Origin of the sequence: Candidimonas sp. SYP-B2681, assembly GCF_003971065.1 — a bacterium.
GTDB lineage: Bacteria > Pseudomonadota > Gammaproteobacteria > Burkholderiales > Burkholderiaceae_B > Pollutimonas.
The window spans coordinates 46,005-67,072 of the sequence record NZ_RYDV01000004.1 but is presented as its reverse complement, the minus strand read 5'-3'; the positions used below and the strand labels follow the sequence as shown (position 1 = coordinate 67,072).

Here is a 21,068-nt window from a genome sequence, read left to right as displayed (position 1 = left end):
TGTAACCGCCGTTATGTGCCGCCTACAGGTCATTCCATGAAGCCATCCCGTCGCACCGAATTGGGCGAAGTGCTATACCGTTTTCGCAAGACGTTCTACAGCTTGGCTGCATTCAGCTGTGTGATCAACGTGCTGGCGCTTACACCATCGCTTTACATGCTGCAGGTTTACGATCGGGTATTGGCAAGCAGCAACCAAACCACGTTGCTGATGTTGACCATCCTGGTCCTGGGTTTGTACTTGTTGTCTGGCTTGCTGGAATTTGCCCGGTCCTCGGTACTGATTCGTGTCGGCAATCGCTTCGACATGATGCTGAACGACCGTGTTTTCACGGCCTCGTTCGAACGCAATCTGCGCAAGGCTGGCGGTAACCCATCGCAAGCGGTGCACGACCTGACCAATGTGCGGCAGTTTCTTACTGGCAATGCGCTTTTCGCCTTTTTCGACGCGCCATGGACGCCCATCTATATTGGCGTAACCTTTATGGTGCACCCGCTGCTAGGTCTAATCACCTTGGGCGGCTCGATCATTCTTTTCGTCCTGGCCTACGTCAATAATGTGGCCACGCAAAAGCCCTTGGCCGAAGCGAACCAGGCCTCGATCGCTGCCGGTTCCTTCGCCAACAATCACTTGCGTAACGCCGAAGTCATCGAAGCCATGGGCATGCTGCCCGGGCTGCGCTCGCGCTGGTTTGGCCAGCATCGGCGCGTACTGCTGCTGCAAACGTTGGCGTCCGATCGCGCGGCGCGCATCAGTACGGTGACCCGGTTCGTTCGTATCTCCCTGCAGTCGCTTATATTGGGCGCGGGCGCCTTGCTGGTGATCGAAGGCTCGATCACGGCCGGCATGATGATTGTTTGTTCGATTCTTATGGGCAAGGCCCTGGGCCCCGTTGAACTGGCCATCGGCACCTGGAAACAGTTGTTGTCCACCCGCGTGGCGTATGCCCGGCTGGACGAAATGCTGAAGGAAGCGCCTCCGCGTGGCACCAGCATGAGCCTTCCCGCGCCAAAAGGGCAGTTGTTGCTTGAAAACGTGTTCGCCACGGCGCCAGGCAGCCAGCTGCCGATACTTAAGGGCTTAAGCTTTGCCATCGGTTCGGGCGAAGTTGTGGGCATTATCGGGCCTTCTGCCTCGGGCAAGTCGACTCTGGCGCGCTTATTGGTCGGCGTTTGGCAGGCCAAGGGCGGCCACGTGCGCCTGGACGGCGCCGATGTGTTCTTGTGGAATAAAGACGAACTGGGCCCGCATCTGGGTTATTTGCCGCAAGACATCGAACTGTTCGAAGGCACCATCGCAGAAAACATTGCACGCTTTGGCGAAGTCGACCACGAAAAAGTCATTCTGGCTGCCCAGCGCTCGGGTGTGCACGACATGATTTTGCGTCTGCCCAAGGGTTACGACACCCGGCTTGGCGTTGATGGCGCGTCGCTGTCGGGCGGGCAAAAGCAACGCATTGGCCTGGCGCGCGCCATTTACGGCGATCCGGCCTTAGTGGTTCTCGACGAACCGAACTCGAATCTGGACGACGTGGGTGAAGCGGCACTGGTTGACACCGTCAATGAACTGAAATCCCGCGGAACAACCGTCGTCGTTATTACACACCGGATGAACATCCTTAATGCGGTCGACAAGCTACTGGTGATGCGTGAAGGCACGATGACCCTGTACGGGCCTCGCGAAGACGTACTCAAAGCGCTACGCCAGCAGCAGTTGCAGGCGGCTGCCAGCGCGCCGACACCGCTACATGTAGTTGCCAAAGGCCAGGTTTGATATGAATTGGTTCAAGAATAAAAACGCTGATTACTTCGACGAATCAGCCGAAGTGGATATGAATTCCCAGTCGCCCATGCGCTGGGGCCTTGCGGTACTGATCCTGGGTTTCGGCGGCTTCGCCTTGTGGGCAGCGTTTGCGCCCCTGGACGCCGGTGTCCCGGCTAACGCCACGGTTGAAGTCGCCGGTAACCGTAAAAGCATTCAGCATCTGGAAGGCGGCACGATAGACGAAATACTGGTGCGCGAAGGCGACGAGGTCAAGGCAGGCCAGATTTTGCTGCGCCTTAATCGTACCCGCTCCGAAGCCGAGCAGGGCGTGATCAGCTCGCAATACATCACCGCCAAGACCATCGAAGCACGCCTGCTGGCAGAGCGCGACGGCGCGCCTGGCATCGTTAACGACCCCCAAATGGTGTCTCGCTTTAAAGGCGATTCGCGCTTTGTTGAGGCCGCGCGTGCCCAGGAACGTCTGTTCCAGACACGCCAAGATGCCTTGAAGGGTGAAATCGCCATTCTGCAGGAAAATCAGCGCGGCGCTGAAGCTCAGTTAAAAGGACTTGGCCAGGTACAGACCAGCCGCAAGTCTCAAATTGGCTTCATCAATCGCGAATTGTCAGGCGTGCGCCAACTGGCCAAGGAAGGCTATTTGCCGCGGAACCGCATGTTCGAACTGGAACGCGACGCCGCTCAGCTTAATGCCGCGCTGTCTAACGACATGGTGGAAGCAGGGCGGGTTCGCAATCAGATCTCCGAGCTGAAACTGCGCATTTTGCAGCGCAGCCAAGACTACCAAAAAGAAGTGCAGTCGCAGTTATCCGACGTACAAAAAGAGGCGTCGGCATTGGGCGACCGCCTGGCCGCATTGGATTACACCGTGCGCGAAACCGACATACGCTCGCCCATAGACGGCGTGGTTCAAAACTTGAAGGTTCACACGGTGGGCGGCGTTATTGGGCAGGGCACCCTATTGATGGAAGTTGTGCCGCAAGACAATGCTTATTTGGTGCAAGCCCAGGTGCCGGTTCAAACAATCGACAAGGTGCACGCTGGACTTGACGTGGAAATTACTTTCCCGGCGTTCAATCATTCGAGCACACCCAATATTCCGGGCAAGGTATTGACCGTTTCGGGCGACCGCTTCACCGACGAGGCGACCAACATGCCTTACTACCGTGCGCAAATCAAGCTGACACCCGAAGGCGTGCAAATGTTGGGCGACAACGTGATGCGCGCGGGTATGCCGGCGTCGGTGCTGATTCGCACGGGCGAACGCACCATGCTCAGCTATTTGCTAAAACCCATGCTGGAACGCTTGAACAAGTCGTTCAAGGAGCAGTAATCATGCGTGTGCTGCCGACTGTTGCGCGCTTTGTCTGCGCGCTGGCATTGGCGTCTGCCTCGTTGGGGGTGCAGGCTGCAAAAGCTGCACCCCCAGCCAATACTGAATCGTCGGGCTTAACCCTGTCGCAAGCCTGGCGGGCCACTCTGCAAAATGACCCAACCTACCAAGCTGCCATCAGCGAACGCGAAGCGGGTCAAACCAATCGGGCGATAGGCCGCGCGGGCTTGCTGCCGCAAGTTAGCGCATCCCTGGGGCGCAATAAAATTCGCGGCACGCTGGACGAACCGGGGCCCGGCGGCAATACCGTCGGTTCTGACCTTAACTACCCGTCGCGCACCAACGAAATCCGGGCAACCCAAACGGTTTTCAACTGGAGCCGCATTGCGGAGTATCGCCAAGGCCAGGCGCGCGCCGACTATAGCCTGGCCGTGTTCGACACCAGGGCGAAAGACACGTCGCTACGCCTGATCAATCGCTATTTTCAGGTCTTGCTGTCTTACGAAAACGTTTCCCTGGCCCAAAGCAAGCTGGACGCCAACGAGAAACAAATTACCGTGGCGCAGCGCCGCTATGATGGCGGCGAGGGAACCGTGACTGACGTGCATGAAGCAAAGTCGCGCCGCGATCTGGCCCGGGCCGATTTGATCAAGGCGGAAGACGCGTTGGTCGTAGCCCGCCGGGAACTGCAGGAAATGGTAGGCAGCGCGCCATTGCGTATCAGCATGCTCAAACGCGACTTCAAACCCGGTGTACTGATACCGGCTACGCAAGAAGATTGGCTGGTCGCAGCCATGGCGGGCAACTCCGAAATCCGTAGCGGCCAAGAGGGCGTGCGCATATCGGACCAGGAAGTCGACCGTACATTTGGCGGCCACCTGCCTACCTTGGACATCGTGGCGGCAAGGCGTGTGGTGTCGGGCGAGACGATATCGACCCGCGACCAGGACAGTTCTACAAATTCCTTCGGTATCCAGGTGGCTTTGCCTATTTTTTCGGGCGGATTGACCAGCGCCCAGGTAGGACAGGCGCGTCATAATCGTGACCGCGCCTCGCAAGAGCTGGCAGCCACCCGGGAACGAGTTGCCGTGGAAGTCACCCGTCAGTATCAGGCGGTGGTCAGTGGTGCGCAACGCATCAGCGCTTTGGTCACTGCAGTGGAGTCCAGCGCCGAGGCCCTTAGAGCGATCGAGATGGGTTACCAGGCCGGTACTCGCAGCATTGTCGACATACTTGATGCCCAAGACTTGTTGTACCAGTCGCGGCTGGATCTTACTCAGGCGCGCTTGCAGTATGTGCTGGCGCGGCTGTCGTTGGCCGGCGCGGCAAGCACACTGGACGCCAGGGCCATCGATTCCGCCAGCGATGCCTATTTCGGTCCGGAACAAGTGATCCTGCGCTAGGTTGTGGCGCCAGGATCGTGCGGGCATGAGCCTGGGCCTTGGTATGATCTGATCCGAATTACAGATTTGGGGAAGGATGGTGCTGCATAAATCAGACTGGAAGTCAGGCGCGCCAAAAGGGCGTAGTCAGGGTATCTTGGACCGACTGGCCGGCGCATGGCTATTAGTGCTTGGGCTGCTTGTGTTCTTCAGTACCATTTATGGTGTGGTGCATTATTTTTCCCCGCTGCCCTATTCAGATCAATGGATAGGATCCATCGGGTTCTTGCAGCAACTTGCCGACGGCAATACCGCGGCATGGTGGGTGCCCCACATGGAACACCGCATCGTGTTGGCGCGCGTGTTTTTCTGGCTTGATGCCAATTGGTTTGGCGGCCGCAATGTATTCCTGTTCGTGGCCGCCGTCCTACTGCAAAGCCTGACGGCCATGGTTTTTATTACGCAGGCCGCGCAGGGCCGCCGCCGTGGATCTATCTTCCTTATTGCCGGCCTTTGCCTGGTCTTGTTGTTTTCGTGGATACAGTACGAGAACTTCACGTGGGGCTTCCAAAGCCAATTCATCGCTGTCTACCTTTTTGCGCTAATGGCGTCTGCGGTATTCAGCCGCGGCATCAACGACGGCCGCCCACGTATGCCCGCACTGTACTGGTCTATTGTGCCGGCCGTACTCGCGACCGTGTCCATGGGCAACGGACTGCTGGTGTTTCCATTGCTGGTATTCCAGTCGCTGCTGTTAAGGCGGCCGCTTAAGGAATTGGCCGTGCCCCTGATAGCGGGCGCGGTCGTAGGCTTGGTGTACTTCACCGGGTTTACCAAGCCCGATATTGGATTGCCATCGGTTCCCCTGGCCGACGCCCTGTGGCTGGTGCCGCACTTTTTCTTGTCATTCATGGGAAGCGCCACGTACTTCCTGATTCAGGACTTTACCGTCAGCGCTTTGTTTGGCCTGTTTTCGCTGGTCGCGATGCTGGCGATGACCTTCAGCCTTTACCGCCACCGCAAGGTCACTCCCTACCGTTCCTTCTTGATCGCTGGTTACGCCTTTATAGCGATCGCCGCGCTGGCCGCGGCCACTGGGCGCTATCCCCTGGGCCTGGGCCAGGCCGTGGTAAGCCGCTACGGGACGCCCATGCTGATCAGTTGGGCATGCCTGTTCCTGCTGGCCTATGACGTTGCCGTAAAGGCGGCGCTGCGGCGCGCCGTAGTGCTTGTTGCTGTGGGTCTGGCCACATGGGTTGCGACGTATCAGCACAACGTTAACAACGACGCGCCTGAACTGTTCAGGCGCGACCTGGCCGTGCTGTCGATAAAGGCCGGTATCGACCGGCCTGATCTGACGTCTGCCGTTTTCTTTGCGGATCAGCGCAATTACTTAATGGAACAGGCGCGCTTCGCGGCTGAAATCAATTTTGGTCCCTATGGGTCAGGGTGGTTGCACGACGCTGGCGTCGTCAAGTTTGATCCTGCGCGTGTAGATCCCGCCATGTGTACCGGAAGTTACGACATGCTCAGGCGTTTGCCCGAAGGCATGGATGCCGCCGGCTGGGTTGTGTTGAAGCGCCCTACAGCCGATCGGGTTCTGATCCTGTTGGTCGATGGGGCCAACGCCACCGTGGGCTACGGTGTATCGGGAGCCATACGGGACGATGTCAATGCGTACTCGGGCGTCGGGCGTTACCGGGGCTGGATGGGCCTTATCAAAGCTGGGGCATCTCCGGCCAAAGCATACGCCTATGATCAAGGGAAGTTCTGTGAACTTCCTCGCGGACCAGGCGTATCGCTGGACTGAAGGGACGGTATGACGTGGCCGATGGAGCAGCGCGAGGCGCCATCTATCCCCAGTTCATTTCCTCATGTTCTGTGATTACAACGTTGCCTTCCGAGAGCGTCAATTGTTTGAACAAGTTGGGGGTTCCGACGATTTCGATGATGAGATCAGCGTCCGTGATGTGATTATCGTCATTGGCGTCAATGACCAGAAAGCGTCCTTTGGCTTTGTTGCCTATGCTGATATACATAGCGTCAATCCCGCCTAAAGGGCCGCCGGATTGGTAGTAGTTGTCCAATTGGGTTAGAAGGGCATCTCCATTCGTGTCGGGCACGTCGCCTGTGTAGTCCTCGATTGTTCGTACTGAAGTAATGTCCAGCCATAAATCAAAAATATCGCCAGAGGTAATAGTGACCGTATCAAAGCCGGTAGCGGCTGCGGCGGTGTTCACCACCGTAGAGTCGCTGACTCCTTCGTACTTATAAACATCGTTGCCTGCGCCGCCATCAAGAGAGTCGCTGCCCGAACCGCCTTTAAGGGTGTCGTTCCCTGATCCCCCCGTCAGTGTATCCGCACCCCTTCCGCCACCTATCGACACGTCAAAACCCGCTCCACTTGCGGTGCTTACGCTGATATTGCCTGGCAAGCTATTTGCATCGACATCGCCCTTGAGGTTAATTATGCGAAACCAATCCTTGGTCGTCGCCTCATGCGGGAAGGGTGTGAGTGTCAGGATTGCGTTATCAGCCATGGCGCCGACGTCGACCGTGATCTTACCGATTGCGTCAGTGTCGTAACGCAGCGTGGTATTGCCGTTACCAGTGACGATGGTGTGGATGCCTGCGGGGAAAAATTGCTCTCCGAGGTTCACTTTGTTAACGCCGAACAACTGGACGGTTTCAACGCTTTGGACATTGCTAAAATCATCGTGGAAATTATTTCCGTTGAATGAACCGTCCGTTAAGGTGTCGACCTCCGTGGTGAACTCGATGGTGTCGATGCCGTCACCGCCGACTACGGAGTTAACTTGGCGCAATACAAGATTGTCTTTGAACACAAATCGATCTGCGCCTTTGCCACCATTAAAGGTCCCGCCAGCTGCGGTATCTAAGTTAAAAACATCGTTCCCCTGGCCGCCGACCAGCGCTCTAGAGTAGTCGGCGCCGCTAACATTAAACGTAAGGACGCCGCCCGCAGCGTTAAGGTTAGACAATTCCGTCGACGGAAATTCGTCTTGCAAAGCCACTGTTGCGGTCAAGTTGTTAAGCGCCATGCGCTGCAGTAACGAAATTTCGGTTAAGCCAAGGGTTCCGGAAATCGTTACGGCTTGGGCTGCGACCAGCAGGGACTCTACCCCTGGAGCGAATCCATCAATCGAAAATAGGTTGTCTTTCGTGTCGTGAATCGTATAGGTATAGTTCGCCGCATTGACGGCATGGCTCAGCAGGGATGCGTGCGCGATCTCGATATCGCTTAACAACATAGCGGTATCGGTCAGCGTAAAAGAGCCCGTCCCGCCGATGTTCAGGGTCTTCAAAGTATTAAAGGCGCCGGATAGGTTGATGGTGGCAAAGACCAGTCCCTTAACATTCAACGTGGGGACTTTGACCGGTGCGCCAGTGCTGGGCGTGAATACGTAGTCAGCACCGCTTATTGCGATGCTTACGTTGCCATTTCCGCCGGAAAGCGTCCAGAAGCCTGCCTGTGCGCCTGTACCCTCGATCACTGTAAAATTCGGTATTGTTGCCCCGCTACCATTATCCGGGGCTACAGGCTGAACGAACGTATCGGGCAGTTTAGTGCCTACAGGCACGATTACCCCTGCCGGGACTTGCAGCTTTACCCCTGAAGGGGGAACAAAGTCCACCGGAATTGTTGTGTTCGCCGGAGGCGTCCAGCCGGCCGGCGCGACAAACGAGGGGAAGAACGGTGCAACGTCGGCGACCCATTGCCAGGCGCCATGGCTATCGCCACTGGCCATCGCTTGCATGAATGTCGGGTCATCGGCGAAGTTACGAAGGCTGACGCCGTTGCCTAGGTCGCGCCCTTCGTTAAGACCGAATACCATTAAGTGAACCATGGCCGTAACAGTACCCCCTTGCACCGCAACCGCTACATCCGGGTTGGCCTGCAAATAGGCGGCTACATTGAATTCAGGAGTAAATTGGCGACCTTCATTTTGACCAAAAAGCCAGAAGTGTTCGGCAGCCGTCATGCCGCGAGCCGACACCACATTTGCCACATCGGGGTTTTGCGTCAGGTAGAAACTACGGTCGAATAATGCGGAGGGTGAACGACCTTCGCTCATGCCATGCATCAGGAAGTGACCGTACGCGGTAATTTCACCTCGCGCTACCGCTGCCGCCACATCGGGGTAATGTCTTAAGTATTCTTTTGGACTAAAGATCGGGGTAGCCGAGCGGCCTTCCCCCACGCCAAATCGTTCGAAGTGCTCGAACGCGTCGATCAGACCTTGCCTAACCGCCTCGGCCACATCTGGATTACTGTCTAAATACCATTTCAAACTGAAAAGCAGCGGCGACGACATGAGGATGTTTCCAGTGGTCTAAGAGGTTTACAAAGTATGACATATCGCGCCTAGAGCGCGATACTTTTTAAACGTAGACCACGGCTGGCAACATTCGCCGCCGGTTGTATTTTCTTGCTACTGTAGAACTCGCGGTGGCCAGGCGAGACTGAAGTCTTCGTAGTCAAGCGTCAAGTTAGGGCTATATGCCGGGTCATCCAGCAGCGAATCGCCCCAGCGCTCTTTCATGTACATCACTTCTTTGCTAAAGCGCGCTTTCTTTTCCGGGGTGTCTTCGGTGCCACGGGTTGCCGATTCGTGGTGATAAAGCTCGGCATACGGCGTCCATACGTTTCGGTATCCCGCTTCCCTTACCCGCAAGCAGAAGTCCACATCGTTAAAGGCGATTTGCAGATCTTCTTCGTTCAGCCCTTTGACTTCCTGAAAGGTGGCTTTCTTGATCAGTAGACAGGCCGCGGTAACCGCAGAGAATGACTGGATCAATTGGGCGCGATGGAAGTAGCCGGGTTGGTGGCGTTGCAAATACTTGTGCGAATGTCCAGCCACGCCACCCAGGCCGATCACTACGCCGCCGTGCTGCAGACGGTTGTCCGGGTACCAAAGACGGGCGCCCACGGCACCCACGCCGGGCTGCATGGCAATACTGACCATTTCGTGCAGCCAATGAGGCGAGATCACCTCGATATCGTTGTTGACCAAGGCAACGTATTCGCCACGAGCCTGTTCGACCGCCGAATTGTTCAAGGCCGAATAGTTGAAAGGTTGCTCGTCTCGTATGACGCGCACATTCGGGTTGTTCGCCAGGCTGCGGAAATACGCCAGGGTGTTCGGGTCGTCCGATCCGTTATCGATGATTAGAATTTCGTAATTCGTGTAATGCGTCTTTTCCAGGATGCTGGTAATGCATAGCCGGATTAAATCCAGTCCATTGCGTGTGGGGATGATCAGACTTACCATCGGTGCCGGCTCGGCAATGTCGTAGCGCACTCGGTACATGCCCATATGCAGTAGATCGGACTTGGCCGCTACGCCTATGCGGGCGAAGTGGTCATCCAGCGCGCGCTGGCCGGCCGTCGATGCGTAGTTTTTCTCTGAACCGGCAAACGCGGTGCTGCCGGCATGGCTGCGCCAGTGATACAGCACGCGTGGAATATGGACGATGTCTTTCGACGCTAAGCGTTCCACGCAGCGCAGCGCCAGGTCGTAGTCCTGTGCGCCTTCATAGCCTTCGCGAAACCAGCCAAGCTCGGCTCCCAGCGTGCGTCGGTAAACGCCCAGATGGCAGATCATGTTGTGCGACAGGAAGAGGTCCGGATTCCAGCGTGGCTTGAAGTATGGGCTGCGCCTATTGCCTGCCGAATCGATCTTGTCTTCATCGGAATAGATCAGACCGGCGGTGGGGTTCTTCAATATCGCGTCGGCAATATAGAACAGCGCTTGCGGCGGCAACAGGTCGTCGTTGTCCAGCAGCGCGACGAATTCGCCAGTGGCTTGTTCGGCGGCTGAGTTCGACGCTAGCGATATATGGCCGTTTTCGCTTCGGTAAATCACCTTGATGCGAGGGTCTTCGGCCGCATGCCGGGCCAGCAGGTCGCGTACGGCTTGGTTTTTGGACGCGTCGTCGGCGATGCAGAATTCCCAATGCGGGTACAGCTGCTGACGCACCGACCATATCGCCTGGTCCAGGAAATCCAGCGGCGGGTCATAAACCGGCATCACGATCGAAATTTTCGGATGGCGGACCATGGTGTCGATTTTGGCCAGAATTTCGTCACGCCGGCTGTCGTCCAGGGTATCGTAACGTCGCACCCATTCGGTGTAGTCATTACGATTGATCGGCCGCCCGTGCTCATCGAATATGGGCGCGGCATTTTGCGTTGCCATGCTGAGCCGGCGCCGGACGCCTTGCCACCCTTCCTCGCGGAATATCATCACGGCCTTGCGAGCAGTCAATTGCAAGCCGCCGTTGTGCTGCAACATGGTCGGCATGGCGGCCAGTACGCGCTTTACGCGGGCCAGTTGGAATCTAAACATATCAATAGGGCTGGGCGAGGCGTCATTTTTTGGCAAGGGCTTGGTCATTGTGGCTTATTCGATTGTGAGCTTTTGGTCCAGGCGACGGTTCGCGTGATACCTTCCGGCAAAGACACCTTGGGCGTCCAGCCCAGTTCGGTCGCGGCCAGGCTAGTATCAAGAACGTTCACCATGACGTCGAAGGAGCGACCCGGCAGATATTCGCGCGCTATCGGGCCGCCCAGTACGCCTTCCATGGTCGTAAGCAGCTCGTTCAGGCTAGTTCCCGATCCTGAGCCAATATTAAAGACATTCTTCCTACCTTGGTATTCGGCCGCTTTGATGAAGGCCTCGGCCACATCGCTGATGTAGACGTAGTCCCGGGTTACATTGCCATCGCCCCAGATTTCGATGGTTTCCCCATGCATGGCGCGGTGCAGGAATACGCCCACGGCGCCTTGCGCGGTGGCGATGCGCTGGCGTTCGCCAAAAGGATTCGCTACTCGCAGTATGGTGGCCTTGATGCCATGCAGCGCTTCGTACATGACCAGATACTTTTCTATGGCCAGCTTGGTGATGCCATACGAAACCTGCGGTTCGGTCGGGTGCTTTTCGTCGATGGGAATATATTGCGGCGGGCCATACACGGTGCCACCCGACGAAATAAACACCATGCGGCGCACGCCTTTGGCGGCCATGGCGTTCAAAAGCTGTAGTGTCGCCACCAGATTGCTTTGCACATCGTAAACGGGGTCGTCGTTGGAATTCTTCGGCAGCGTAGTCGATACCAGGTGAAAGACGATATCAATGTCCTGAAGGGCACCGTTGATGTCTTGCACATTCTGCAGGTCGCCGCCTTGCCACTCGACCTGCTCGCCGCTGGTGAATACGCGGTAAGGTTTGACATCGGGGCGCTCGAACACGCGTACCGAATGGCGGTCCAGCAAAAGGCGGTCCACGACCGCGGACCCGATGAATCCGCCACCGCCCAGAACGAGACACCTCATTATCGCGTCACCCCCGGTACGTAGGTCAGCGACAGCTGCTGCGCTGATTTTTGTGCCGCAAAGGGAAATAGTCTTTCGAGCGCATGCAACATGGTGCCATCGATGGGTAGAGGCTCTTCCGGATAGTCGTCCCAAGCCAGGCCCAGATCAAGCACGGGTTTCAGAGTCGATACTTTGGCCCAGAACATGGTGCCCATCGGGAAATTGAAATGCTCCGGTAGCGACTGGACATCAAGCGAGGTGGCGAGGTTGTCGGCATACGGCCGGTTCTTGGACCAGCCCAGGGCGTTGGGGTCGTCGGGGAAGATCATTCCGGTGGCCGGGTCATTTGCCAGACGGCCAAGAATCACGTCGGCCATCCGGGTCTCTTTGTTCCCCAGCAGGTTATCCAGCAGGAAACGGTACCAGATCCGGCCGGCATGTTCGTTATGCTTGGTGCGCTTGGTATGCACGTGGCCGATCAAATCGTATTCGGCTTGTATCTTGCTGCCGAATTCGGTCAGGAAGGGTCCGATATCGCGCCCACGGTTGGGCGCAAGGCGAACGTCAACCGAGCCGCGCGTGTAGTTTTTCAGTTGCTCCTGAACGGCTGCTTTGCCGACCTCGTCGGTAACGCTGATGAGCAAATCGACGTGAGTTTCATTCTGGTTCAGGCGCTGCATGATTTCCGAAAATAAATCGCGGTAAAACACGTGTACATGCAGGGCAATGCGCAAGTTCGGCGGAACCGGTTCAATAGCGTCGGCGGGTGTGATCAGGTTGGCATTCCATGGCCCTTTCGGCTGGCCCGCGCGAATGTAGTCGGCAAAGGGGTCGGCGTGGGGGGCGGCAACGCCGTGCTGTTCCAGATAGATTCCCGGATGAAAGCCCGGCATGGGTTTGCGCAGGTCGACATCGCTGGCCCAGGTACGCACGTAAGTACGTATCGTATCTTCGATAGGGGCAGCATGCTGACCAGAATCCGGCGGTAAATAATAACCGGCGTTGAACAGGCCGGATTGCACGATGGTGTCAACGTCTGCGTGTTCTTGTTTCGAACGCTCGATTTCCTGCTGGGCCAGCTCTTCCAACTGCACGATGTATCGGGCCATATCGAAGCTGGAAGCGCTGATCTCCAGACCTTTTTTGCGGACTGTTTCACGCAGTTCTGCGGATTCAAGCAACGCCACGACTTTGTCCGAAAAATCTTTGGTGTCAAGATAGTCGGCCACGCAATAAGCGCCCAGACCTTCTTCGGTCAGGGTGTCGGCAATGCCGGTGGCCTTGTCGAAACACACTAGCGGCAAGCCTTCGGACAGCGCTTCGATCGCTACGTTAGGCAATGGATCCAGGCGCGAGGTCAACAGGAATAAGTCGGCTTCTTCATAGGCAGCGGCAAGATCGGAGACTTCGTCTACAAAGCTTACGAGCCCTTCCAGGTCGGACCTCGTAACCTGGTCGCCCAGGAACATGGAATAGCCAGAATCGGTGGTCGGCTTGTAGCCGTCGCCGATCCACACAAATCGACAGGCCAGGTCCGGCATGCGCTTGTGCACCTGAGCGGCACATTCCAGGAAAAGGTCCACCCCTTTGCGTAGATGCACCGAGCCGATGCCCACCATCACCAAGCCGTCGGCGGGGAACCCTTCAGGTCGCATGGCGGCTCGAATGCGTCGCGCATCGGCCGCTTTGGTGGCGTCGTCGCCGTCAGCCGGCAAGACGCAGCGCCCTTGGGGGATGATGGGAAATTTGCGGCTGGTAAGGTCGTGCAGTTCGTTGGCGTAGGCATTTTCCAGCGTAATGCGGCTGGAAAATACAGTTTGCCCCGACCACATGGCCGATTCACGTATGCCCCCGAGCGAATTCACGTAGATCGAAAATTCGTGAATCAGCGAAATCGTTGGGATATACAGCTTGGAAAGCGCCGACAGCACGGCGCGCGATTCCACGCTATTGCTGATGGCAAACTTCGGTGTAATCACATCGGTAATCGACTTGATCAAGGCATCGGCGGTGGTGGAATTTACCGCCAGGCGGACTTTTTCTTTTAGGGCCAGCACAGTGGCGCCGGCGTCGTGGCAGGCCTGGACCATAGGGCCTGGCCCCAGGAACAAGACCACAACGTTGTATTTGGCGACAAGCGCAAGCACCAGGTTGTACGTCAGGACGGGAGCGCCCGTGCGGGTGCCCTCATGGCCTACGATCAGCACGGTTTCGCGCGCGGTATTCAGCGGTTTAAGCCTGCCCAGTATTTCCATGTCCGGAAGCTTTCCCAGGCGGCCCTCCTTCTTCCCGTAGGTAATGAAATGAAGGTAGGGGTCGACGCCGAGGGTCGCGATGTCGCGATTATTAGCCAGGTAAAACGCCGCGTTGAAATCCGGGTCTTCGGGTTGGGCTTGCGCAGGTAAAGATTTAGCGCGGCGCGCTCCCCGCGGGGGGGCGACTAAATGCGCGCCGGTGTCCGGGCTTGGGCGTATGGTGGATATCAACAAACGAAGTGGCGCCGTTACTTTCCAGCTGCGCGACTGTTGCATGTTGGCAATATGTTGGCGGCATTCCTCAAGGTTAGCCGTCAAATCCGCGATCGTGTCGTCGCGGTCAGCCAGCTGTTCCTCGTGTAGCAAGACTTCCCTGGACAAGTCCTTGGCCAGTATTGAAACATCTTGTTCCCGGCTCTGAAGAGCGAGCTCTAGATTGGCGATGTGATGGGCAAGGTCGGCGATGTATTGTCCAAGGTCGGCAATTTTGTGGTCCCTGCCGCTGACCTCTGGCGTCAGGTTCTGGATGTGTTGCATCTGCCGCGACATTTCGTCGGTAAGATTGGCAACGTGTTGCTTGTGCTCGGCCAGATCCTTACTAATCGTATCGATCGTGATCTGCTTTTGTTCTGCGTAGTACCGTTCGTTAAGGTTGCGTCCGAGCGCGGCAAAGTACTGCTTCATCTCTTGCTTGATGTCGCTTTCCGGGGCCAGCCAGGGCAGGCATTCCCCGGTGGACTCGTCGGTAATCTGCAATACGCCCAGGCCGTGCGAGTGGTCGAATTCCATATTGCAGGGATATTTCGCCTTCAGTTCGCCCCATAAACGCCACACCCCGAAATCGCGCTCGCGGACGTTGGTGTCGTGGAACATGACCACGGCCCCGGGCGCGAGCTTGGGCAGCCAGGTGTCGAAGTCGTGCTTGACAGCATCGTAGGTGTGCAGGCCGTCGATGTGCAGCAAGTCGACCGAGCCATCGGGGAAATATTCCAGCGCCTCGTCGAACGTCATTCTCATCAGGTTCGAAAACGACGCATAACGCGGTTCGTGATGGTTTCTTAAATCAATGAAGATCTCTTCGCCGTAATGGGATGCGTGGGCGTCACCCTGCCAGGTGTCCACGGCATAACACCGTGTATCCAAACCCGACTCGGTAACGGCCTGGCACATGGCCAGATAGGAATTACCGGTATGGGTACCCAGTTCGACGAACGTCTTGGGCTTGAGCTGTGCCATCAACCACGCAGCAAAAGGGATGTGGCCAGCCCACGCATTGGGCGGCGCAAGGCGGACAGGCCAGAACAGGGCGGCGTTTATTAGTGTTTTTCTTACGTCGTCTAAGCGGGGTGAATTCATGGTGTTCTTCTTACGAATTAGTCGTGATACAGGCGTATATCTGTCATGGGAATGCCTAGTATGCCGGTGGACACGGGGGTGTGGTGCGAGCGGAACACCAGGGCGTCGTGCAGCCAGTGCAGTTGTCGGTGATCAGCCTGCGAACCTTCCGCAATGGCAGCCAGGATGACGTAGTCGCCTTTTGCCAGCCAGGGCATATAAAACTCGAATTCGGCCGTGATAATGTCGCCAGCCTTGGCGGCACACGGCTTTTCTTGATACGACAAGTAGGTATTGTCGCCAAAAAGGGTTTGGCCCAGGTGGTCCCGGATGAAAAACCCGATGATCGGACTGGCCAGGTCTTTGTTGGTTTGCACGTCGACCCGCAGGCTTACTTTTTCGCCGCCAACGATCCAGTTAAGGGCGTTGCCATTCGAGTCCAGCATAAGAACGTTGACGATGCGGGCTTCTTCGCCACCAAAGTCAGGTGAATCGTTGGGTTCGAACTTGAACACTTCGATGTCGTTACGTGCCGTGCTGGCATTGACGAAGTCGGACCGTTGGTCGCGCCATACCAGCTCGTCGCGGCCCAACCGTTTGGCACGCAAGGCGTCGCTGTCTTCGCTAAGGGCGTCGGTGCTGGCGTCCTGGGCTTCGAACAAGCTATTCAGGTAGGCGTCGCATACCTTCTTCGATGGCCCGATTTGCTTGATGAGGCCCTGGTTCAGCCAAATGGCGCGATCGCACAGGCTGATGACTGACGCCGTGTCGTGACTGACGAACAATAAGGAATGTTCCTCGCGAAATTTTCGAATGAAGCGCATGCATTTTTGGGTGAACAAGGCATCGCCAACGGCCAGGGCCTCGTCCACCACCAGGATATCGGCATCGACGTGTGCTATCAAGGCAAAGGCCAGGCGCACATACATACCGCTGGAATACACTTTTACGGGCTGGTCGATGAAGTCGCCGATGTCGGCAAACGCCGCGATATTATCGAAACGTTCGTCGACCTGCTGGCTCGATAGCCCATATAGAGATGCCGCCATATAAACGTTTTCGCGGCCGGTGAATTCGGGGTTGAAGCCGGCGCCCAGTTCCAGCAAAGCGGCGACCCGGCCGTTGACCTGGATATTTCCAACGGTGGGGTTCAAGGTGCCGCAGATAAGCTGTAGCAAGGTCGACTTGCCGCTTCCGTTGCGGCCGATAATGCCTACAGCCTCGCCGGGCTTGATTTCAAACGCCACATCGCGCAGCGCCCAGAATTCGCGGAAGAACTGCTTGCGGCCGCGGGCCAGCATTTGCAACAGGCGATCACGCGGCTTGTCGTAGATGTGGTAGCACTTGCTAAGGTTGTCTACATGTATGGCCAGATCAGACGACATCGGCAAACCCTTTGCGTGTTTTTTGAAACCACGCGAATCCTAGCCAGCCGATCAATGCCGAACCTAGCAAATAAAGCAGCAAAACGGGCCAGTTGGGAAGCTGTCCAAAGAAAAGCACCTCGCGAGCCTGCTCGATGGCAGGGGCTAGCGGGTTCATCTGGATGATGGGGCGATATTTTTCGGGTATGGCAGAGGCCGGGTAAAAAATGGGCGACAGGAACATCAGTACCGTTGTCAAAATGGAGGTGAACTGCGACACGTCACGCAGGTAAACGCCTAGCGAGGCCAAGGCCCACGTTGCCCCGACGGTAAAAAGGGCCAGGGGCACGACGACCAGCGGGAACAGCAACACCGTTGCGTGGGGTATGCCAAAGAAGATGACGTAGGCGATAAGCCATACGCACAAGCTGACCAGGGCGTGAAACAGTACGGCGCCTAGGGTCACCCAGGGCAGTATTTCCAGCGGAAAGACAACCTTCTTTACATAGTTGACGTTGGACAAAATCAAGGTGGGAGCGCGGTTCACGCATTCCGCAAAGACATTGAATACGATCAGCCCGGCGAAAAGGATAAGCGCGAATTCGGTCTTCGAGCCGCTACCGGTACCCCAGCGGGCCTGAAACACAATGCTGAACACGAAGGTGTAGACCGCCAGCATGAAGACCGGGTTGAAAAACGACCACAAGATCCCCATGAACGAGCCGCGGTAACGACCGATGACGTCGCGCTTGACCATGGCATTGATAAGGCTGCGGTTGCGCCACAGGCTCGCAACCATTTCTTTCGGCGATACGGAGAACTGTTGCATCAGGGGAAGAGTTCGGTGTGTTGGAACGTTCCGGCGTTGGCGTCTTTGCTTGAAAGTACAGGCTCGGCTTCAGTGGGCCACTGAATTGCCAGCGTAGGATCATTCCACAAGATGGATCGTTCGTGCTCGGGGGCGTAGTAGTCCGTGGTCTTGTACAGGAATTCTGCGTAGTCGGATAGTACGACGAAACCGTGCGCAAAGCCTTCAGGTACCCATAGTTGCTTTTTGTTGTCGGCCGATAGCCTTTCGCCGACCCACTTACCGAAGGTTGGCGAGCTTTTGCGAATATCAACGGCGACATCAAAGACTTCGCCCACCACGACGCGTACCAGTTTGCCCTGGGCCTGTTTGATCTGGAAGTGCAGGCCACGCAACACGTTTTTGGCCGACCGGGAATGGTTATCTTGTACGAAATTGACCTGTCGGCCGATCGCGGATTCAAATTGACCGTGATTGAAGCTTTCGAAAAAGAAGCCCCGATCATCGCCAAAAACTTTGGGTTCGAATACTACGACCTCGGGTATCGCAAGTGGCGTGGCTTTCATTAGTAGACTGTTTCCTTAAGGATTTGTAGCAAGTACTGTCCATACCCATTCTTGTTCAGAGGCTGCGCCAATTTCTCCAGCTGAGCGGCATCTATCCATTTTTGCCTGAAGGCAATTTCTTCGGGACAGGACACTTTCAGGCCCTGGCGATTTTCCAAGGTGGCAATGAACTGGCTGGCTTCAAGCAAGGATTCGTGTGTGCCGGTGTCTAGCCAGGCGTAACCGCGACCCATGATTTCAACGTTAAGCCGTCCTTGTTCCAGGTACAGACGGTTCAAGTCCGTAATTTCAAGCTCGCCACGTGGAGAAGGCTTCAGGGCCTTGGCCATGCCAATGACTTCTTTGTCGTAGAAGTATAGGCCCGTTACGGCATAGTTCGACTTGGGCTTAAGCGGCTTTTCTTCCAGCGACAGCACCTTGCCGTCTTCATTGAATTCGGCCACGCCGTAGCGTTCCGGGTCGTGCACATGGTAGGCAAATACGCTGGCGCCTTCACTGCGCTGCATAGCGCTGGCCAGGGGCTTTTGAAAGTCGTGGCCATAATAAATATTATCGCCAAGCACCAAAGCCGAAAGGTCATTGCCGATGAAGTCTTCGCCGATGATAAAGGCTTGCGCCAGGCCATCGGGGCTGGCTTGTACCGCATATTGCAGGTTCAGGCCCCACTGGCTTCCGTCGCCCAGCAATTGCTCAAACCGGGGGGTGTCTTGTGGGGTCGAGATAATAAGAATATCGCGTATGCCGGCCAGCATCAGTGTACCCAGTGGGTAATACACCATAGGCTTGTCGTAAACCGGCAAAAGTTGCTTGCTGATTGCCAGGGTAGCAGGGTGCAGGCGGGTGCCCGAACCGCCAGCCAGAATAATGCCTTTGCGCTTCATCTAGAGTTCCGTTTTTGTAAGCTGTTCGATAGTACGATCGACGTAAATCGACCAGTGGGGTATTTGCAAACCTAGCGCCTCGCTAAGTTTGCCGGTGTCCAGCCGTGAATTCTTCGGCCGTTTGGCGGGCAGCGGATAGTCTTCCGTGGCGATCGCCCGTATTTGATCCGCGCTGATTTTTAGTGGTACGCCTTTGGCGTGCAGTTTGGCCACTACGTGGGTGGCAAGGCCGTGCCAACTGGTGTCGCCCGCCGCCGTCAGGTGATACACGCCGGGAGGAATAGCGCTTCTTTTGTAGGCGGCGATGGCCAAGGCCGTAACGTCGGAAATTAGCTCAGCCGATGTCGGCGCGCCGATCTGGTCCGCCACGATGCCCAGATTGTCGCGTTCCTTAGCCAACCGTAAGATCGTCTTGATAAAGTTGCCGCCGTGCGCGGAAAAAACCCAGCTAGTACGGAATACCAATGCCTGGCAGCCGCTATCGATAATGGCGGTTTCGCCGGCACATTTTGTTCGACCGTATGCGCTCTGCGGGCAAGTGCTGTCGGATTCTACGTACGGGCCCTGCTTTTCGCCGTCATAGACGTAATCGGTCGAATAGTGAACCAATAAGGCGTTCGTTTTTTTAGCATACTCGGCCATCAACTTGACGGCTTTAGTATTGACCTGGGCGGCGGTCGCTTCGTCGCTTTCTGCTTTGTCGACGGCGGTGTAAGCCGCTGCGTTAACGATCACGTCTGGCCCATGGGTATGTAGCGCTAGTTGCAAGGCCTTGTCATCTTCAAGGTTGCCCTCGTTGCGGTCCAAGGCGATAAGCTGCCCTAAGGGCAAAAGGGTACGCTGAAGTTCATGGCCAACCTGGCCGTTTTTTCCGAGTAAGAGTATTTTCATACGGCGTACTGCTTGTTTACCCAATCTTTATAGGCGCCGCTGCTGATGTTATCGACCCAAGGCTGGTTGTCCAGATACCATTGCACGGTTTTTCGTATGCCGGTTTCGAACGTTTCAGCAGGCTTCCAGCCGAGCTCTTTCTCGAGCTTGCTGGCGTCGATGGCGTAACGGCGATCGTGGCCGGCGCGGTCTTTGACGAAGCTGATTTGTGTGCTGTACGAGTTGCCGTCAGCCCGGGGCTGCAATTCATCGAGTATCGAGCACAGGTCGTTCACGACATCCAGATTGGCTTTTTCGTTCCAGCCACCGACGTTATAGACTTCGCCCAGCCTGCCGCCTTCCAGTACGCGCCGAATGGCGCTGCAGTGGTCTTTTACATACAGCCAATCGCGAATTTGCTGGCCGTCGCCGTAAATGGGCAGGTCTTTTCCCTGCAGTGCGTTCAAGATACACAGCGGGATCAGTTTTTCGGGGAAGTGGTACGGCCCGTAATTGTTCGAACAGTTTGTGGTTAAAACAGGCAAACCGTAAGTGTGGTGATATGCGCGCACCAAATGGTCGGACGCCGCCTTGCTGGCAGAATAAGGGCTGTTCGGCTCGTAGCGATTGGTTTCACTAAAGGCAGGGTCGGTTCTGCTTAACGAGCCATATACCTCGTCGGTGGACACATGCAGGAAACGGAAGTCGTTTCTTTCCGTATCGCTTGAAAAGGCGTTCCAGTACGCTCGAACCGATTCCAACAGGTGGAAGGTGCCCACTATATTGGTTTGGATAAAATCTTCCGGCCCGTGTATGGATCGGTCGACATGGCTTTCAGCGGCAAAGTTCAGCACGGCGCGCGGCTTATGTTCGACAAGCAAGCGCGAAATAAGGGCCGCATCGCCAATGTCGCCATGCACGAATATGTGGCGTTGATCGCCCTCGAGGCTGGCCAGGTTTTCCTTGTTGCCGGCATAGGTCAACTTATCCAGATTCACGACTGGCTCGTCGCTGCCTGCCAGCCAATCCAGCACAAAGTTCGAACCGATGAAACCGGCGCCGCCGGTAACGAGAATAGTCATGCTTTTAAATCCCTGTCCATTGCAATTGAAGGCTTGTCTACAATAACGACCGAACACTATCGGAATTTTTT

14 protein-coding genes are annotated in these 21,068 nt (G+C 56.3%); 4 read left to right on the top strand and 10 right to left on the bottom strand.

What is annotated here, in order from left to right:
- Positions 1-36: 36 nt before the first annotated feature.
- From EKL30_RS09815 to EKL30_RS09800, 4 genes are all read left to right on the top strand, one after another.
- Positions 37-1,773 carry a type I secretion system permease/ATPase gene (locus EKL30_RS09815; protein WP_126707054.1) on the top strand — a complete coding sequence of 579 codons (1,737 nt, stop codon included), beginning with the start codon at positions 37-39 and terminating at the stop codon, positions 1,771-1,773.
- A gap of 1 nt (position 1,774) precedes the next feature.
- The gene (locus EKL30_RS09810) at positions 1,775-3,115 is read left to right on the top strand and encodes an HlyD family type I secretion periplasmic adaptor subunit (protein ID WP_126707053.1); all 1,341 of its coding nucleotides are present in this window, start codon (positions 1,775-1,777) and stop codon (positions 3,113-3,115) included.
- Between the two features lie 2 nt (positions 3,116-3,117).
- Entirely contained in the window at positions 3,118-4,518 is a 1,401-nt protein-coding gene (locus EKL30_RS09805) for a TolC family outer membrane protein (protein WP_126707052.1), read from the top strand.
- A 76-nt stretch (positions 4,519-4,594) separates the two neighbouring features.
- A complete protein-coding gene (locus EKL30_RS09800) occupies positions 4,595-6,307 on the top strand; it encodes a hypothetical protein (RefSeq protein ID WP_126707051.1) in 1,713 nt (570 codons plus the stop codon).
- 43 nt (positions 6,308-6,350) lie between these two features.
- On the opposite strand, the gene EKL30_RS19360 is transcribed toward EKL30_RS09800, so the two are convergent.
- The 10 genes from EKL30_RS19360 to rfbB all read right to left on the bottom strand — a co-directional run bounded on the left by EKL30_RS19360 (position 6,351) and on the right by rfbB (position 20,997).
- On the bottom strand, positions 6,351-8,834 hold the full coding sequence (locus tag EKL30_RS19360) for a calcium-binding protein (protein ID WP_126707050.1): 2,484 nt from the start codon (positions 8,832-8,834) through the stop codon (positions 6,351-6,353).
- Between the two features lie 117 nt (positions 8,835-8,951).
- Positions 8,952-10,823, bottom strand: a complete 1,872-nt coding sequence (locus EKL30_RS09790) for a glycosyltransferase family 2 protein (RefSeq protein WP_199748537.1) — start codon at positions 10,821-10,823, stop codon at positions 8,952-8,954.
- A gap of 89 nt (positions 10,824-10,912) precedes the next feature.
- A complete protein-coding gene (locus EKL30_RS09785; protein ID WP_126707048.1) occupies positions 10,913-11,854 on the bottom strand; it encodes an NAD-dependent epimerase/dehydratase family protein in 942 nt (313 codons plus the stop codon).
- Positions 11,854-15,447, bottom strand: coding sequence for a rhamnan synthesis F family protein (locus EKL30_RS09780; protein ID WP_126707047.1), 3,594 nt, complete (start codon positions 15,445-15,447; stop codon positions 11,854-11,856). Before EKL30_RS09780 ends, EKL30_RS09785 begins: the two co-directional genes overlap by 1 nt.
- 17 nt (positions 15,448-15,464) lie before the next feature.
- A complete protein-coding gene (locus EKL30_RS09775) occupies positions 15,465-16,811 on the bottom strand; it encodes an ABC transporter ATP-binding protein (protein ID WP_126707046.1) in 1,347 nt (448 codons plus the stop codon).
- Positions 16,801-17,619 carry an ABC transporter permease gene (locus EKL30_RS09770; protein ID WP_126707045.1) on the bottom strand — a complete coding sequence of 273 codons (819 nt, stop codon included), beginning with the start codon at positions 17,617-17,619 and terminating at the stop codon, positions 16,801-16,803. The genes EKL30_RS09775 and EKL30_RS09770 overlap by 11 nt, the downstream gene beginning before the upstream one ends.
- Entirely contained in the window at positions 17,619-18,164 is a 546-nt protein-coding gene (rfbC, locus tag EKL30_RS09765; protein WP_126707044.1) for a dTDP-4-dehydrorhamnose 3,5-epimerase, read from the bottom strand. Before rfbC ends, EKL30_RS09770 begins: the two co-directional genes overlap by 1 nt.
- Positions 18,164-19,045, bottom strand: a complete 882-nt coding sequence (rfbA, locus tag EKL30_RS09760) for a glucose-1-phosphate thymidylyltransferase RfbA (RefSeq protein WP_126707043.1) — start codon at positions 19,043-19,045, stop codon at positions 18,164-18,166. Before rfbA ends, rfbC begins: the two co-directional genes overlap by 1 nt.
- Positions 19,046-19,936 (bottom strand): dTDP-4-dehydrorhamnose reductase, encoded by an 891-nt coding sequence (gene rfbD / locus EKL30_RS09755; RefSeq protein WP_126707042.1) that lies wholly within the window; start codon positions 19,934-19,936, stop codon positions 19,046-19,048.
- Positions 19,933-20,997 carry a dTDP-glucose 4,6-dehydratase gene (gene rfbB, locus EKL30_RS09750; protein ID WP_126707041.1) on the bottom strand — a complete coding sequence of 355 codons (1,065 nt, stop codon included), beginning with the start codon at positions 20,995-20,997 and terminating at the stop codon, positions 19,933-19,935. The genes rfbD and rfbB overlap by 4 nt, the downstream gene beginning before the upstream one ends.
- Between the last annotated feature and the right edge of the window lie 71 nt (positions 20,998-21,068).

Coding starts and splice junctions, on each gene's coding strand:
- EKL30_RS09815 (WP_126707054.1), top strand. CDS start 37: ATGAAGCCATCCCGTCGCACCGAATTGGGCGAAGTGCTATACCGTTTT.
- EKL30_RS09810 (WP_126707053.1), top strand. CDS start 1,775: ATGAATTGGTTCAAGAATAAAAACGCTGATTACTTCGACGAATCAGCC.
- EKL30_RS09805 (WP_126707052.1), top strand. CDS start 3,118: ATGCGTGTGCTGCCGACTGTTGCGCGCTTTGTCTGCGCGCTGGCATTG.
- EKL30_RS09800 (WP_126707051.1), top strand. CDS start 4,595: ATGGTGCTGCATAAATCAGACTGGAAGTCAGGCGCGCCAAAAGGGCGT.
- EKL30_RS19360 (WP_126707050.1), bottom strand. CDS start 8,834: ATGTCGTCGCCGCTGCTTTTCAGTTTGAAATGGTATTTAGACAGTAAT.
- EKL30_RS09790 (WP_199748537.1), bottom strand. CDS start 10,823: ATGCCGACCATGTTGCAGCACAACGGCGGCTTGCAATTGACTGCTCGC.
- EKL30_RS09785 (WP_126707048.1), bottom strand. CDS start 11,854: ATGAGGTGTCTCGTTCTGGGCGGTGGCGGATTCATCGGGTCCGCGGTC.
- EKL30_RS09780 (WP_126707047.1), bottom strand. CDS start 15,447: ATGAATTCACCCCGCTTAGACGACGTAAGAAAAACACTAATAAACGCC.
- EKL30_RS09775 (WP_126707046.1), bottom strand. CDS start 16,811: ATGTCGTCTGATCTGGCCATACATGTAGACAACCTTAGCAAGTGCTAC.
- EKL30_RS09770 (WP_126707045.1), bottom strand. CDS start 17,619: ATGCAACAGTTCTCCGTATCGCCGAAAGAAATGGTTGCGAGCCTGTGG.
- rfbC (WP_126707044.1), bottom strand. CDS start 18,164: ATGAAAGCCACGCCACTTGCGATACCCGAGGTCGTAGTATTCGAACCC.
- rfbA (WP_126707043.1), bottom strand. CDS start 19,045: ATGAAGCGCAAAGGCATTATTCTGGCTGGCGGTTCGGGCACCCGCCTG.
- rfbD (WP_126707042.1), bottom strand. CDS start 19,936: ATGAAAATACTCTTACTCGGAAAAAACGGCCAGGTTGGCCATGAACTT.
- rfbB (WP_126707041.1), bottom strand. CDS start 20,997: ATGACTATTCTCGTTACCGGCGGCGCCGGTTTCATCGGTTCGAACTTT.